This window comes from Pseudoalteromonas sp. A601, from assembly GCF_002165575.1.
Lineage (GTDB): Bacteria > Pseudomonadota > Gammaproteobacteria > Enterobacterales > Alteromonadaceae > Pseudoalteromonas.
This window is the reverse complement of sequence record NZ_MXQF01000055.1, coordinates 1-16358: the sequence shown is the minus strand read 5'-3', so window position 1 is coordinate 16358 and position 16358 is coordinate 1. Positions and strand designations below refer to the sequence as shown.

Here is a 16358-nt window from a genome sequence, read left to right as displayed (position 1 = left end):
TTGATCACTTAATAAATAGCATTGGTATAATTACTGCGCAGGTAATGTTAAAAAACGTAGAAGCAGTATAGCGGGGGAAGTTATAGATCCGCATTCAATCTAATACTGACTCGATGCCAAAGCTTACTTTTGAACTAACCAAACGCTACTTAACTAATAAAGAACTCTACTTGCCAGCTTCTTTGCTCATGGGCTAGCAAGGTTGAAGCTTCTTTGTTTTCAATAGATTGACGTAGAGAATCAGCATTACCAATACAGGGTTCGATACCGAGTACAAAGGGAGCTGGTAAATCGTTACCAGACCAACCATGATAATTAAACCACAGCCCTAAATGGCTCACTTGGTGAGGGCTAAAACGAAAACCACAATACTCATCGCCACAGCTGAGTTTTACCTCAAAAGAGTCTGTTTCAGTAAAGTAAGTTTTTAACCTATCACTATACATTTTACTGGCAAAGCCACTGTAATAAGGCATAACATGGCTCAGATTTAAGTGATGGTTTTGTGATGATTGGTATGGCCAACTGAAATGTTTAACCTGAGTATTAAAAAAAGTTTTAAACCCTATATCTGTCGCAAACTCAATAGCACGCGCAGGTAAGGTAATGTGCATATTTGGTGTCACTGCAAAAATAGGGTGCATTGACCAAATATACGGAATAGATTCATCACTGTGATTGACTAGCTGATAATCCACTATTAAACCCTTAGCAAATTTACCCAGTTTTAAACTTCGCGTAAAACGATAACCTAAGCCAACACCTTCACACCGTAGAACCACAATAATTGCGCTTTTGCTGGTTTTTAACTCAACTACTTGCCATGGTAAACACCACAGTTGCCCGTGATCAGGGATATTAATTTTGCGTTTAGCAATTGGAAAATCAACTTCAGGAGCAATACTTGGAAAACACTCATCCCAACCGCCACTATCAAAACGTCTAAAGTCATCCGCATAATTAGCTTTATTAAGCCCAGCTTGCTCATCGAGTGCTAACCACTCACGTTGTATTTGCATCGCTTTCAACGAGGTAATTTTCCCGCCAAGCTCAGGAACGACCGTACAAGATAAATACGCATTACGTATCGTAATTGCGTTAAAGCCTTGTACGGTATGCTCTATACATTCAAGCATGACGTTTTTAATCGTGATAAATTACTGAACGGCCGCCATCTACAACTAGGCTTTGCCCAGTCATAAAGCTTGATTCATTACTCGCCAAAAACACAGCTGGGTAAGCGACTTCTTCAGTAGTGCCATTGCGTTTTAGTGGATGCACATCGGCAATGGCTTTTCTAGCTGCGGTAGGATCTTCCATGTCTTGCCACGTTTTAAATGCCATGGGTGTTTCAATCATGCCAGGGCACAATGCATTAACACGAATATTATATTGAGCAAACTCGACAGCTAAATTCTTAGTTAAACCGATCACCGCATGTTTAGTGACGGCATACGGAAAATAACCGGGGACTATTTTGTATGAATGTACTGATCCTAAGTTAATGATACTACCCTGCCCATTTTCTTTCATATGAGTAAGTACGGCTTTACTACAATGCCACATACCATCAACGTTTACGGCAAAGTTTCTTCTCCACATGTCTGAGGTAACGTCCGTTACTTCTTTTCCTGTTGAGATCAATGCAGCATTATTAACCAGGACAGTCGGTTTACCAAACATGTTTACCGTGGCTTCGACCATTGCATTTACAGAAGCTTCATCCGCAATATCAACATAACAAAAGTGAGCGTCATATCCTTGTGCAATTAAGTCATTAGCGACTGCCTGCCCCATGCTTTGATTAATATCAGCAACGCATACTTTCGCACCTTGTTGGCAAAAAACTTCAGCTATTGTTTTCCCAATACCATCTGCAGCACCCGTTACAATTGCAACTTCATTCAATAATCTTTGTGACATAAATTGTTTCTCTTATTTAACCAATGAAGGCACTAAATCACGTTCGATATTCTCTATTGTTTTACCTTTTGTCTCAGGTAAAATTATCGCCATAATCGCAAAGCCGGTAACAGCCACTGCGCCGTAATATAAGAAGGTATTTGCAGCCCCCAAAGTTTCCAATTGCCAAGGGAAAAATTGTTGAATACTCCAACTAGAAATACTCTGTACTAATGCTGCAAACGGTAAGGCAACACTTCTTACCCGACTTGAAAATATCTCTGAAAAAATAACCCACATGATTGGCCCGATGGACATATTGAAAGCTGCTAGAAAAACAAACAAACCAAACAACACATATCCTGGGTTAATATTAATTGCTTCATTAATGACTGAACCTGTCACTAAAGGTAGCTCTTTTTTTGAAAATACTTTTGCCAAATCTTTTTTAAGCGCTACATCAGTTTCATACACATGGTTTTCGAAAGGCGTTAGTTTTTCCACATCAATTTGTTGACTTAAAGCAGTCATAGCTTGCTTATCAATTACATAGCTTGCATTGTCAAAGCCATACCAAATAGATGTATGCGCTAATGCTATCAGCAGCAATCCGCTCAAAGTTAACGTACGACGACCAAGTTTTTCGACGAAGAAAATCGCTACTAAAGTAAACAATACCGACACTCCACCGAGCACAATTGTCTGTAAAAATGTATCTTCAACGCTCATTCCTATTTGTTCAAACACGGTTGGCGCGTAAAAAAGCACTGCATTCATCCCTGTTGCACCTTGTATCACTGCATAGCACACAGCAAGTAAAACAACAAAACGCATTGGTTTACTGAATAATACTTTTAATTGCTCAATTGCATTATTACGCTTGTCTTCATTCACCGTTTGTCTAATCTCATTAAGTAAAGTATCAGTTTGGGCTGGTGTAGCTATGTGATTAAACACTTCACGTGCGTCTTGTTCACGGTGTTTACTCATTAGCCATCGAGGTGATTCAGGGATCGTTAGCAATAGTGAAAACCAAATAATATTTGGAATGATTTCAAAACCTAACATATAACGCCAAATATTTTCCTCAGTTAACCAGTCAATATTAAGCATGCTTTTTACTAATAAATAATTAATCACAAATGCAAATAAGCTGCCCAAGGTTATTAGTAATTGATTAACTGATACAAATTGTCCACGTTTATCTGCGGGAGCAATTTCACCTATATACATGGCCGATACGGTAATGGATGCAAAAGCAACCCCGCCAATAAAACGGCCGAGTATTAGCATCGGATAGCTAACTGCAAAAGCTGAAATAATTGTTGATAGTGAATACGTTAATGCAATAGCAATAAGCACCTTTTTACGCCCAAAACGTTGGCATAAACCGCCTGTGAAAAAAAGCGCTAAAATTACCCCAACAATTGCACACCCAACAACATTACCTGTTTGCAAACTCGTCAGCTCAAACTGTGAACTAACAAACCGCAGTGCCCCAGAAATGTTTGCTGCATCTAAGCCAAATACAAATCCACCAAATGCTGCGATTAATGAATAACGAATGGCTTTATTCTGGTTTTTGTTATTATTTTCCAATGTTAATGCCTTATATAATAAGCAATACTCTAATGTGTATTGCCTATGTTGAAACCATGATTTCTGCTTTTATAAAATATAATCGGCGAAATCCATAAAACAATATACCAACATATAAACATATGATGTTTACATATGCAAGATGTTTATTATGCATGGATTTACAATTTCTGCAGGTGTGGGAAAGTAAAAGGCAAAGTACAAAAGTCTTTGCCTTTTTGTTCACAAATAAAATACCAAATTACACTGTAACGGCGGGTTCAAATACACCACTACAGTAAGAAGGATAAAAAAGTGTGGTGCCATGTTGAACAGTTTTGACTGGCGTCTTATCTAATTCGCACGCCGCACTGGTGACAAACAATGTAGTCGCATCTGAGCCGCCAAAAGCTGGACATGTTGGCCTGGGTGTATCAGTGTCAACACTATGTAGATGTTTACCTTGCGGGGATATACACATGACTTCTCCCCCATCCCAAAGTGCAATCCAGATATTTCCATGCACATCAACAACAGCACCATCTGGTGAGACCGCTAACTCGCTAAAGTCATAAAATAGAGTAGGCGCTGAGGTTGGCCATCCGGTATCAACATCAAGCTTCAAAACATATAACTTTTGCTCTAAAGAGTCGGCAAAATAACCTACTGAACGCGTTTTATCAAAACACATTCCATTGGGAATAGACAACTCACGAATAAGTTTACGTAATTGCCCGTTATGCCACCGATAAAATGCGCCGCATTTTGCTTTAGCATCAACGTTCATAGTGCCAACCCAAAAACCACCCCATGGATCCGCACGACCATCATTACTGCGGTTTGTCGTTAATTGATCCTCAATGTTTACAATTAACGTCATCACCTGTGAGTCGATATGATACTTAAATAAACCTTCTGACGTTGCCATTAATAAGTGAGCATGATCAATCCAACCCAGTGCTGTTACCATGACCTTAAGTTTCACCTGTTTGCTGTGACCATCATGGTGACTAAATAAAATATTATTTGGAAAATCAAGCCAATAAAGGGTATTTCTTTGTGGGTGCCACAGCGGGCTTTCACCAACAAAATTCACTGTTTTATCTAATACCTGAACAGCCATATTCTTCATCATTATGCCCTTATCACCAGTTGGTATGCGAACCATCTTGCTTACTTAAGTGAGGCGCTTCCAGCTCAACCGGTGTTGCTTTTCTAAACGCAGCTTCATTAACTTCAACACCTAAACCCGGCACATCCGGTATACTAAATACGTTGCCGACCAGTTCATGTTGTTCTGGAAATAAACTTTTATCATGAGCACCAAATTCACTAAATGGTCCTTGATGCGTTTCCATCAAGCTAAAGTTAGGCAGTGCTGCAGCAAAGTGATTAGTAGCCGCAGTACATACCGGGCCAAGTGGATTATGAGGCATTACATCAATATAATGACTCTCAGCCCACCCAGCTACTTTCATTGCTTCTGTAAGGCCACCAATATTGCAAACGTCAACCCGTAGATATTGCGTTAAACCTTGTTCAATATAAGGTTTTGCCGCCCATTTAGAGCTAAACTCTTCACCAATAGCAAAAGGAATATTAGTCATTTTACGCAGCGCAGCATACGCTTCTGGTGACTCATTACGAATAGGCTCTTCCAGAAAGTCTAAGGTCTGTGGCTCTAACCGCTGACAAAAAGAAGCTGTTTCTGCAACACTTAAACGGTGGTGATAATCAATGCCTAAAATAATATCAGGACCCAGTACTTTGCGTAGCTCATTTAAGCATCGCGCTGTACGTGTAATTGATTCTGTTGGCTCAAATATTTTAGGGTCATCAAAGCGACTCGGGATCACGCGAATAGTAGTCCAGCCTAAAGCAACCAAGGCCTTTGCCTCTTTTACTAACTCATCGAAACGATCTGGATCAGCTTCAGTATAACAACAGGCAAAACATGGAATTGTATCGCGTTGTTTACCACCGAGTAATTGATAGACCGGCACTTGCAACGATTTACCCAGTATATCGTACAAGGCGATGTCTATTGCCGAGATAGCTGCGGTGATCACCCTGCCACCTTCAAAATAATGGCTGCGATAAAGCTCTTGCCATATTCGGCCAATCTGGCGCGCATCTTTTCCTCGTAAAAAGCTGGCAAAGTGGCTAACAGCGCCCATGACAGCTTGTTCTCGATTTGATAAACCTGATTCACCCCAACCTACATAACCACATTCGGTAACCACTTTGACTAATAACTGATTACGCTTACCAACACAGCCTAAGATTGCTTCTACAGATTCTATTTTCATTTATTACACACCTATTATTCTGGTTGAGTTGCTGGTAAACGGTATTTGTCCATTCTATCAATATCGTATTTTTCGTATTGTCTTTTCAGTAACCAACGTGGGCGCTCTAGTGTTAGCTCCCATTCAAACAATGATTTAAACATATTTTTAACACGTTCAGGATTTTTTGCTGCTAAATTTGTTTGCTCACCAATATCTGTACTCAAGTCGTATAGCTCTGCCGGGCGGTCTGGGTAACGAATAAGCTTCCAATCATTATCACGAATAACCGCTCTGTTTTCTTTTTTCCAATACATAACTTTGTGCGGACGCTCTGTATTTTTACCTTGAATATAAGGGAGTAAGTCAACGCCATCAATGTCACTCTCTAATGCTTTGCCTTGTGCTGCACTGTAAAAGGTAGGCAATAAATCGAGTGTGCTAACTGGGTATTCATAAATTGAACCCGCTTTAATATGCTTAGGCCAGCTAATTAAAAATGGTACACGAATGCCCCCTTCTAACTGGTTTGATTTAGTCCCTGCAAGTGGTGCATTATTTGATGCGTTTTTATCAGATGGGCCACCGTTATCGTTTGAAAAAACCACAATAGTATTGTCATCTAAGCCTAGCTCTTTAAGTTTATCAAGTACATAACCACTAGCTCTGTCTAACCCTAGGGTCATTGCAGCAAGTTCTTTACGTTTACCCGTTAAATGAGGGAATTTGGCTAAATCTTTAGGATCTGATTCAAGTGGAGTATGTACTGCATTAAATGCTAAATAAATAAAAAATGGTTCATCTTTGTTTTGTTCAATGTATTTAGCAGCTTCTTTGCCTAACTCGTCGGTTAAATACTCTTTTGGCTCTTCGTAATTACCAAAGTCGCGTTCTAATTTTTTATCAAAAAAATGTTTGTTCCCATTTTTCATTTCTTGTTCTGAATAGTTAAAGTAGCTTCTATCACCACCTCTAAACCCTAAAAAGGTATCGAATCCACGATTAAGAGGATGAAATCTATCCGCATCACCTAAATGCCATTTACCAAACACAGCTGTTTTATAGCCCTGCTCTTTAAGATAATCAGCCATTGTTTTTTGATCCAACGGCAAGCCCATATCTGCACCTTTTAATGCAGAATTGTCACTCATAAAACCTGGTACATTAATTTCTTCATAACCAAAACGTTGCTGGTACTTACCCGTCATTAAACCTGCGCGTGAAGGGCCACAAGTAGAATCACTTACGTAACCTTGAGTAAAACGGACACCGCTTTGGGCAAGTTTATCTAAATTCGGTGTTTCGAGCTGCGTACTACCTTGAAAGCCAAAATCACCAAAACCTGCGTCATCAGCAAAAATTAAAACAATATTAGGTTTTTCTGTTTCTGCTTTTGCCATTGCATTAGCACTAACGCAAAAGCCTAAACATACAGAAAGAAGAACAAGTAGCTTATTCATCACAGTTTCCTATTTAATATAATAGTTAAGCACATAGCTAAAAAACATTAATTACACCATAGCTAACATATTGGATATATTAGACTATTACGGCTAGTTAATTTAATGATTGAGTTGTAAATAATGCGTTTATAAATCACAATATCGCTACACTAAACAAAACGTAACAATATTGCAAACATATGATGTATGATATTTTGAAATTAATTTTCAATTTTTCACTATCACTTAAGCCTAATAACAGTCTCAGCTTAAAGACAAAACCCATTAATTGAGTATTTAGCTGTAGCCCGTTATTTAATTTTAAGTATGCATTAGTGTGCTATATAAGGTGGATTCTAAAATGATAAATATAAAAAACAGCCTTTTTGTTGTTCTTTTTTTATGCAGCTGTTTTTCAGTTATTGCAGACGATGAGTGCCAGTCTTGCCATCAACAACAAACCAGTGATTGGGAACAATCAGACCATGCCAGTTCAATGGCTTTAGCCAATAAAGATACCGTGCTTGGTGATTTTAGTAATATAACCGCGACCCACTTTTCTCAAAAAGCCGTATTTTATAAAGAAAAAGAGGCCTTTTTAATTGATTTAACCGAGCAAGGCACCAAAAAAACGTACACCGTAAGTTATGTATTTGGCTTTGACCCATTGCAACAGTATTTAATTGAAGTTGAAAAAGGTAAGTACCAAGTATTTCCTTTTGCATGGGATAGTCGCGCTAAATCACTAGGCGGCCAGCGTTGGTACGCCAACTACGCTAACGAAGATGTAAAACCAAGCGACCGACTGCATTGGCTGCAACCTCTGCAAAACTGGAACGGCATGTGCGCCGATTGCCACTCAGATAACTTAAAACGTAATTACAATCCTGAAAAAGAGCGCTTTGATACACACTTTTCAAACATAAATGTGGGCTGTAAATCGTGCCACAGTGAGATTACTGATGAACATAAAACTAAAAAAGTGACTAAACCGGCTCAAACAAGCCCCAATAATATGTCGCAGTGGAAAATAATCGGTGATGACACCATTGCCACTTGGCAAGGCGAGCCCCGCGATAACAGCTTTATGCAAGGCTGTTATGCGTGTCATTCGCTAAGAAGCCCGCTGACTGATGGTTTTGATAACAGCCAAGCATTTTTGGACCAATTTAGTCCTTCATTTTTAGAACCTAATTTGTATTATGCCGATGGCCAAATTAAAGAAGAAGTGTATGTATTTGGCTCTTTTGCACAAAGTAAAATGTACAAAGCCGGTGTTAACTGTGTTGATTGTCATGATAAACACACCATGAAAATTAAAACTAAAACGAATGGGCTGTGCTTACAGTGCCACAGTGCCAGCGAATACAACAAACCCGAGCATCATCGCCATAAAGAACAATCAACCGGGGCACAATGTGTTAGCTGTCATATGCCAACTAACAGATACATGGGCGTTGATGACAGACGCGACCACAGTTTTAAAATTCCACGCCCTGACATATCAATAAAATACGATACACCTAATGCATGTGTGCAATGCCACGACGGTCAAACAAATGAATGGGCAGCAAGTACGCTTGAAAATTGGCATGGTAAAGCACCACCATTAAGTGCAAGCGAGCACAGCATGCTTGAATTACGTTCATTAAAAACTATTTCACGAAATGCACACATGGGCCTAATCAATGACTTATCGCTAAACGAAATAGACCGCGCCAGTGCAATAAGCTATTTAGGCGGTTCAGCTGCAGAGCTTAATGATAGTGACGTCAAAGGCTGGGTTAACTCGCCTCTTCCGCTTATTCGCTTAGCTATTGCTAAAGTTGGGTTTTTACTGCCTGAAGCAGAGCGCTTAAAAAGCTACAAGCAACTATTAACCGACAAATTAAAGTCGGTGCGTGTTGCCGCTGCGCAAAACCTAAGCCAAACAACGGCGCAGTTAAACGGGCTTAATCAATCAATCATAGAGCTTGCACACGCCAATAAAGTAAATACATGGCGCGGTGAAGGTAATATCAATCAAAGTATGCTCGCGCTTAACAGACAAGACATAAACGGCGTTATTAAATCATTGGAAAAAGGCATTAGTGTTGATCCTTACTTTGATGCAAGTTATGTAAATTTAGCCGATATTTATTATCGCCTTGGTCAAACAGCGAAAATGCAAAGCACGTTAGATAGTGGTTTAAAAGCAGTACCTACCTCTGCGCCGCTGCATTATGCAAACGGTATGGCACTTATTAGAAGCGGTAACAAACCCGCTGCTGTTGACTCGTTTAAACACGCAATGGCACTTGAGAATAATAACGTGCAATACGCTTATTTGTACTTTTTAGCGCTTGATAGCATTGGCTCAACCGCACAGGCCGTGAACGAATTAAAACTCAAAATCAGTGCTTATAATAATGCGCAGCAGCTCAAAAACTTAGGAATGAGCTTTGCTCAAAAGCTTAAAAATGCTGAGGATTACGACTTTTTTACTCGTTTAAAATAATTTTTCATTCTAAATCTGTATTTTAAATTAGAGATTAAAATTCAACCACTTAACTTCATAATCTTGTGTTACTTAAACGGTAATACAAGGTTATATCCTCAAGATTACAAGCAACATTTAATAAACAAGTAATCAACACATTGCACTCTCAAACATCATATGTTTAAATTGTTAGAATGAATCGCTTCTTATTATTTACAATTCTTAATTGCTTATAGCTTTATCACAATTAAGAATCGCTGTTTAATTAGCCTGATTCTAAATGACAGATACTGCCGCTGCATTATCTGCACACACAGACAATTATGAAGAAACGGAGTGGTTAAAATGCTTAAACACAGTAAATTGCATACAGCAATATTACTTGCATGTTGTTCTTTATCAGCTTTCACACACACTGCATATGCGCAAGAAGAAACAACCGCAAAGCAAGCTAAAAGCAATTCAGACGATTTTGAAGTTATTTTAGTGAGCGCACAAAAACGCGACCAAGCATTAAAAGAAGTGCCTTCTTCAATCGAAGTGCTAAGCGGTGATTTAATTGAAGAAATTGGCATCGATAATGGGTTTGATTTAGTCACCTACTTGCCGGGTTTTGGCATTGATGACAGCAGTGAAATAAGAACTACAACGTTAAAAACACGTGGTATAGGCACTTTTACTAATTCAATTGGCTTACAGTCTTCAAACTTAGTCGTTATAGATGGCGAAGTATTACCTCGCCAATCAATGCTCAACTTACCTATTTCAGATGTACAGCGTGTAGAAGCAATGCGCGGCCCACAAGGGACTTTATTTGGCCAAAACACATCAACAGGCCTATTGCATTATGTAACTAAAAAACCTCAACTAGATGATCGAGTTTCAGGTACAGTTAGAGCGCAAGTTACTGAGTTTGATGGCACTGATTTTAGCGGCACAGTAAATGTACCACTTAACGAAAACTGGGCAGCTCGATTTAACGCACAATACAGTGATATTGATGGTTGGATAAAAAACACCATGCCTGGTGAAGAAGATTACACTATAGGTGCAAAAACAACGAAAGCAGGTCGCGGTCAGCTTTTGTACGACAATGGTGAAGAACTAAATGTATTATTTCGCTTAGAATATTCAGAGACAGACACCAATTGTTGTTCTCTAACTCGTTTAGGTGGAATAAACCCAGATTTTGGCCCTCGTCCAATCGTTAATGTAAAAGACGATGGCACCATTGAAGGCACCACTTATAACCGTGTTAACCCTGAGTCTACTTTTGAAGAAGCCGGCGGCCCGGTTACATCACGTAATGCAGAAGGTAACTTTGGTAGAACAGAAAATTTTGGCTTTTCAATATCGGCTGATTACTACCTAAATGATGAAATTACACTTAGCTATAATGGTAGCTACAGAGATTTTGATTTATATAACAGTTCAGCATTTTTTACTATTAATTTTCCTGTAGAGCGAACCGCTTTTGGTGGTAACGAATCGGTTGATGTTCTTCAACAAGAGTTTCGTATTTCGTCATTTAATAATGAAAAATTTGATTGGGTATTAGGTCTTTTTTACCATGATACCGACGGTCAGCGCTCTGAAATACGTGACGGTTGTATTGCAGGTAACCGTGGCTTTATTGAAGGCGGCGAATTAACAGGGTGTTACTCAAAGCAATCTACCGATGCTTTTTTAGCTAACTATGCAACTACTGGCGATGACGACCGCTCATTACTAACGCCTTCTCGCTTACTAAATAGTGGTGATTTTACAACCGGTTTTGAAAACGTCGCTATTTTTGGACAACTTGAATACCAAATAACTGAGCAATTAAATGCTACTTTTGGTTTTAGATTATTACATGAAAAAAGTGATGCAACCTTTGCTCGTACAGATTTAGCAACACCTTCTACGGGTGTTGGAATGGAAACATTCAATGAAGTATTAGAACTTGCTCAAACAGATCTATCGCTTATTTTACGCCAAGACGCGCCAACTAAGTTTGATAACTCAGACACCGCTTTTATATACAAAGCGGTTGTAGGGTATGACTTTACTGATGATATTCGTGGTTATGTGAATTATTCTACCGGTTATAAAGGCGCATCTTACTTTGTAACAACAAATACCGACCCTGCCGATGCAGACAACTTCCCTACCGATCCTGAAAACTCTTCAAACTTTGAAGTAGGTCTGCGTTCAGCGTATTTTGAAAACGATTTACTGTTTAACTTTACGTACTTTGATATGAGGGTTGACGATTATCAAGTACGTGCCAGCCGCGTAATAGATGAAGAAAATAACATTATTTTTGCAGGCTATGTAAACGCAGCACAAGCACGCTCAACCGGTATTGAAGCCGATGTGGTGGTTAAAATATCAGATAAATTAAAGTGGTCTTTTAACTACGCTTATTTTGATGCACGCTACGAGGACTTTGCTGATACACCTATTAATTGTCCTGCAGATGATGGTGGTTTACTTGCTTCTCGCTGTACTACTGATTCAACTGGCCGTCAGAGCTTTGATCAAACGGGTTTATCTTTCCCTAATAATGCTGAGCAACAATTTTTAAGTACTATTTCATATAGTACACAAATTGCTGATACAGGCTGGAATGCTAATACACGTGCAGTTTGGCGTTATAATGGTAGCCACACGCAATCAATTAACGAACTTGCCTTTGGCGAATCAGCTAACCCATCGTCAAGCATTTGGGATGGTTACTTAAGCGTAAGCAAAGATAACTTACAGTTTAGTGTATTCATTAAAAACTTATTTGATAAGTCGTACACTACTCGCCAACGTATAAACTCTGAAGGTTTTGGGGAAGCATTTTATCCTCGTGACTGGAGTCGTTATGTGGGTGCAAGTGTTCAATATAGCTTTTAATAGATAACGAAAACTGAATATAAAAAAATAGCGCTAATTAAGCGCTATTTTTCTATCTGCATTTTATTATTTAAATTACTTACAATGGCTCTTTTCTACCAACTAACTGCCCGTTAGCATCATTTATAACCGCATTGCTAATATCTACATGCTCATTATTACTCCAACGAACCGATACATTATTTATCTGTGAACACGTACCTAAACCAACGTGTAACTTGTTATTTTCGCTTTGTGAAAAGCCAGCACCTGTTGCGCCTACAACACGCTTATAAGTTTTCCCACACGCTTTTATAGTAGCAGTAGCGCCCAATGCCGACACACCAGCGTTAGGTGAGTAACCAATATTAGTGACTAAAAAATTATGCTGCGCGTCTAAAGCGGTGTTGTTGGTAAATAAATGCCAACGGCCGCGCTCGTTTGAGTAAATTAAGTCAAGGTCACCGTCATTATCGTAATCAAAGGTCTGTGCACTGCCCCCTGTTGATCCAAGCTCAGTTGAAATAACACCATGGTTTTGTAAAGCCTCAAATCCTTTACCTTGCTGATTTAAATACAGTACCTGCTCGTTGGCTTTTGCCGGGTTACCATAACGCAATACAAATAAGTCACTCCAACCATCGTTGTTAAAGTCTCCGGCAACAGCACTGGTTGTTGGTTCGCTAAGATTAATATTTAGCTTGGCTGTTGCATCAACAAAGTTACCTTGTTGGTTTTCTAATAATACCGCTGGTAATGGCTCAAGCCCTTTTACGTTGGGTAAATTAGTTACTCTTTTAATAACACCGGCGGTAGGCGATTTAGTATCCCCCGCAACGCGCCAAGTATCGTTACCTAAGTAACCTATATATAAACCTTTTTTACGTAGTTTTTTAGGCCAGCCAGCAGCTTGCTCTTTTGTTACCTGTACCGTACGTTCACTGCCGCCATGCCCTTTTAATGTTAAAGGCACACTATTTTTGCCAATAAACACATTAAAATGGGGATAAGCCATTTGCAGGTTTTCTATTTCGAAGTCACCTTCGATTTTAAAATCTTCAAATCTAAATGCTTCGTTACGAGTAAAAAAAGCAAAGTTTTGAGATTGAGCATCATAAAAGGTGTGTTGTTCAAATTGATGTTTAGCGCGGGTTAAAAATAAATCAAAGTCACCGTCATTATCAAAGTCGATTTCGGTCATGCTGCTCACATGGCTAATATTACGATTATTTCCTAGTACAGCTTTGCTTTTATTTTTATAACCTAAATCAGATTTACTCTGCGCTACAACAATGTCATCTCCGCCGTAAAAAAATAAATCATCGTGCCCATCATTATCAAAATCACTAACTAAGGCTTTATAACCAAGCCATTTTGCAGTAGGTAAATAATCGACAAACTTAAACTGATTATGTCCTTCGTTTTTATATATATGGTTGGCTCCCTTTTTTTGCTTTTTAAGCGGAAAAGCTGAGAGCATTAAATCTAAGGTGCCACTGTTATTGCCATCAATTAATTTAACCGCACGTCCGCGTGTTCGTTCAAAATTATCAAACGTTTCTCCGCCTTCAACAGTCCGGTCGTGATTTATTTGAAACGATACAGGTAAACGCGGCTTTAGGCCGCCACCACCACCTTGGGCTATTATTAAATCCATACGACCATCTAAGTCGTAATCAGCAACAGCCACGCCGTGTGTGTCGCCTTTAATAATTATCTGTGGTGCTGAAAAGGTATTGTCCTTGTTATTCCAAAAAATTTTTACTGCGTGGGTATGCTCAGTAATTAATACATCTTGATACCCATCTTTATCAAAGTCTGCAATCAATGCACTGTCCCATTTACGACGCGATAGTGGCTCAAAAGGTATAATATTGTGCGATTCACTAAACATTAATTTATTACTGATGTTGTCGCTTAGCGTTTCATTGCTTGCCCTTTGAGTGGTGTTACATCCATAAAGCAGAATACTTGTAGCGATCAGTGATAAACAAAATAACGTGTTTGCTGGCTTACTATTTTTTTTCATTTAACCCACTCCTTACTTAACTGACTGTAATGGTTTTTGTTGCCAAACACGGATGTATTCAATTTCAAAGTCGACCACACCATCATCTTTTTTGCCCTCAGGGCTATTACGTTCAAGCTCTTCTTTACTTTTTGGTACGCCATGCCAAGGAAAAGTTTCCTGATCAAGCCATAAAAACAGTGGCTTAGTGGCTACGTAACCTTTATCAACCCCGCGATGCTCTTTTGCCCAGGCATCAGCTTGTTCTGCAGATACTTCGCTAAATAATTTACCGTCAACATAGTATTTAATTCCTTGGGCGCTCCAATCAATTCCATACACATGAAAGTCATCTGCTACTCTAAAACCTAAGTCTTTTCGTTCTGTGTAAGTGGGCTTGCCCATTACCTTTTTATTCCAATCGCGAATTGACCACCATAGTTCACTGTCTATATGGTCTTTTTTAGGGTCAAGAGAGTCACCAAACAATTCAAAAAAATCAACTTCTAGCTTTTCACCCATCGACCAAAATGCACTGCTTACTTGCGCATCAGCGGCTTTACTTTTAATTTCTATATATCCGTACTTGAACGATTTGCGGCCAATAAAACACGCTGTTGTTATATTTTCGTATTTAAGTGCATCACCAAAAACAGGTTTGTGAATTTTTTCTTCAAAAGGAAAATCGGGCTCCCAACGTGTTTCTAGCTTTAGTTTGCCATTTTCTAGGCGATAATTATTACCCGAAAACTGCGAAGGTGCGCGGCCTTTCCATACTTTTTTATTTGGATTATCTGGATGCTTATAAACAGGTTTACCGTTTTCTAGTTTACCTACAATGTACCAACGTTCTTCATCGATAGTGCTGGCTTCAAACTCATCACTTACTTGGGTGTTTAAAACCCACTCACCTTCATTTAGAGGATCAGTTAGTGGCAGTAGATTATTTTTAGCTTGAGGAAGCTTTTGCATATTCGTCGCCGAGTCACTGCTACAACCGCCAATGGTTATTACCGAAAATAATGCAGCTGTGAGCGTCAATGTATGTATTTTTATATTTTTTTGTGTGTTGTTCATGATGTCTCATTATTTTGTATGTAAGTTTGTGTGAAAGTTAAAAATTAATACGTAAATAAATAGATTTTTTAGTGAGTTATAAGTAAACAAAGCGACTTTAAACTTATTTAGTTTAAAGTCGCTTTAATATTATGTTATGCGTCTAGTACAAGCTTAAATATCGGTACGCGTAACTGCGTAATCGTCAATCAAGATTGAATCACCCGTTGGCAGTCCATACACTTCCCAAAGGGTAAACACATCGGTAATTGAGCTCCATGTTGCTGGAATAGCCCAATCGCGTTGATTAGTTGAATCCTCTACAAACTCGACGTATTGCCACTGCGTAGTGGCTGCGAGTGCTGCGCTAAATAAGCCCGCTTCTGAGTAACGACCTGTAAATCCATTTGCATCCTCAGGTATGCCGTCATAAACCCACGGTACAACCACATGGCGTAACGTAACTGGTTCAACAGGCACTTGATTTAACTTAACCCACACAGCATAACGGTATGTTTTACCTACAGACTCGGCACCACGTCCATAGTTGGCGCTGTACCAGTTACGCTGTTTATTCCAAACTTGCTGAGTTGCAAAAGAGTACGGTGTATTCGCTTCACCTTGAGTAGCTGTACCCGCTGTAATTTCAAGCGATCGACCATTACCCGACACAGAGGTTGCCGATACGCTATAGGTAGCATTGCCTTTATAATACCAATGCTATTTATTAAGTGATCAAA

General features: G+C 39.1%; 11 protein-coding genes. 2 read left to right on the top strand and 9 right to left on the bottom strand.

The genetic code is table 11. The annotated features are described in order from the left end of the window. Nucleotides 1-149: 149 nt before the first annotated feature. The 6 genes from B5G52_RS21130 to B5G52_RS21105 form a co-directional block, all read right to left on the bottom strand. On the bottom strand, nucleotides 150-1136 hold the full coding sequence (locus tag B5G52_RS21130; RefSeq protein WP_087534620.1) for a hypothetical protein: 987 nt from the start codon (nucleotides 1134-1136) through the stop codon (nucleotides 150-152). 7 nt (nucleotides 1137-1143) lie between these two features. Further along, nucleotides 1144-1923 carry a glucose 1-dehydrogenase gene (locus tag B5G52_RS21125; RefSeq protein ID WP_087534619.1) on the bottom strand — a complete coding sequence of 260 codons (780 nt, stop codon included), beginning with the start codon at nucleotides 1921-1923 and terminating at the stop codon, nucleotides 1144-1146. 12 nt (nucleotides 1924-1935) lie between these two features. Continuing rightward, nucleotides 1936-3501, bottom strand: a complete 1566-nt coding sequence (locus tag B5G52_RS21120; RefSeq protein ID WP_087534618.1) for a sugar porter family MFS transporter — start codon at nucleotides 3499-3501, stop codon at nucleotides 1936-1938. A 241-nt stretch (nucleotides 3502-3742) separates the two neighbouring features. Then, the gene (locus B5G52_RS21115; RefSeq protein WP_176372603.1) at nucleotides 3743-4615 is read right to left on the bottom strand and encodes an SMP-30/gluconolactonase/LRE family protein; all 873 of its coding nucleotides are present in this window, start codon (nucleotides 4613-4615) and stop codon (nucleotides 3743-3745) included. A gap of 10 nt (nucleotides 4616-4625) precedes the next feature. Continuing rightward, nucleotides 4626-5789 (bottom strand): mandelate racemase/muconate lactonizing enzyme family protein, encoded by a 1164-nt coding sequence (locus B5G52_RS21110; protein WP_087534616.1) that lies wholly within the window; start codon nucleotides 5787-5789, stop codon nucleotides 4626-4628. A gap of 14 nt (nucleotides 5790-5803) precedes the next feature. Then, entirely contained in the window at nucleotides 5804-7228 is a 1425-nt protein-coding gene (locus tag B5G52_RS21105; RefSeq protein ID WP_087534615.1) for a sulfatase, read from the bottom strand. 343 nt (nucleotides 7229-7571) lie between these two features. On the opposite strand from B5G52_RS21105, the gene B5G52_RS21100 reads away from it, so the two are divergent. Both B5G52_RS21100 and B5G52_RS21095 read left to right on the top strand, forming a co-directional pair. Continuing rightward, nucleotides 7572-9707 (top strand): multiheme c-type cytochrome, encoded by a 2136-nt coding sequence (locus B5G52_RS21100; protein WP_087534614.1) that lies wholly within the window; start codon nucleotides 7572-7574, stop codon nucleotides 9705-9707. Between the two features lie 327 nt (nucleotides 9708-10034). Beyond that, nucleotides 10035-12575 (top strand): TonB-dependent receptor, encoded by a 2541-nt coding sequence (locus B5G52_RS21095; RefSeq protein WP_140394361.1) that lies wholly within the window; start codon nucleotides 10035-10037, stop codon nucleotides 12573-12575. Nucleotides 12576-12654: 79 nt separating this feature from the next. On the opposite strand, the gene B5G52_RS21090 is transcribed toward B5G52_RS21095, so the two are convergent. From B5G52_RS21090 to B5G52_RS21080, 3 genes are all read right to left on the bottom strand, one after another. After that, the gene (locus B5G52_RS21090; protein WP_087534612.1) at nucleotides 12655-14583 is read right to left on the bottom strand and encodes a CRTAC1 family protein; all 1929 of its coding nucleotides are present in this window, start codon (nucleotides 14581-14583) and stop codon (nucleotides 12655-12657) included. A 12-nt stretch (nucleotides 14584-14595) separates the two neighbouring features. Continuing rightward, complete coding sequence (locus tag B5G52_RS21085) at nucleotides 14596-15639, bottom strand: family 16 glycosylhydrolase (RefSeq protein WP_087534611.1); 1044 nt, start codon at nucleotides 15637-15639, stop codon at nucleotides 14596-14598. A gap of 153 nt (nucleotides 15640-15792) precedes the next feature. Further along, nucleotides 15793-16290, bottom strand: coding sequence for a hypothetical protein (locus B5G52_RS21080; protein ID WP_087534610.1), 498 nt, complete (start codon nucleotides 16288-16290; stop codon nucleotides 15793-15795). Between the last annotated feature and the right edge of the window lie 68 nt (nucleotides 16291-16358).

Excerpts from the sequence above, each read along its gene's own strand:
- B5G52_RS21130 (WP_087534620.1), bottom strand. The coding sequence starts at position 1,136 with ATGCTTGAATGTATAGAGCATACCGTACAAGGCTTTAACGCAATTACG.
- B5G52_RS21125 (WP_087534619.1), bottom strand. The coding sequence starts at position 1,923 with ATGTCACAAAGATTATTGAATGAAGTTGCAATTGTAACGGGTGCTGCA.
- B5G52_RS21115 (WP_176372603.1), bottom strand. The coding sequence starts at position 4,615 with ATGATGAAGAATATGGCTGTTCAGGTATTAGATAAAACAGTGAATTTT.
- B5G52_RS21110 (WP_087534616.1), bottom strand. The coding sequence starts at position 5,789 with ATGAAAATAGAATCTGTAGAAGCAATCTTAGGCTGTGTTGGTAAGCGT.
- B5G52_RS21105 (WP_087534615.1), bottom strand. The coding sequence starts at position 7,228 with ATGAATAAGCTACTTGTTCTTCTTTCTGTATGTTTAGGCTTTTGCGTT.
- B5G52_RS21100 (WP_087534614.1), top strand. The coding sequence starts at position 7,572 with ATGATAAATATAAAAAACAGCCTTTTTGTTGTTCTTTTTTTATGCAGC.
- B5G52_RS21095 (WP_140394361.1), top strand. The coding sequence starts at position 10,035 with ATGCTTAAACACAGTAAATTGCATACAGCAATATTACTTGCATGTTGT.
- B5G52_RS21090 (WP_087534612.1), bottom strand. The coding sequence starts at position 14,583 with ATGAAAAAAAATAGTAAGCCAGCAAACACGTTATTTTGTTTATCACTG.
- B5G52_RS21085 (WP_087534611.1), bottom strand. The coding sequence starts at position 15,639 with ATGAACAACACACAAAAAAATATAAAAATACATACATTGACGCTCACA.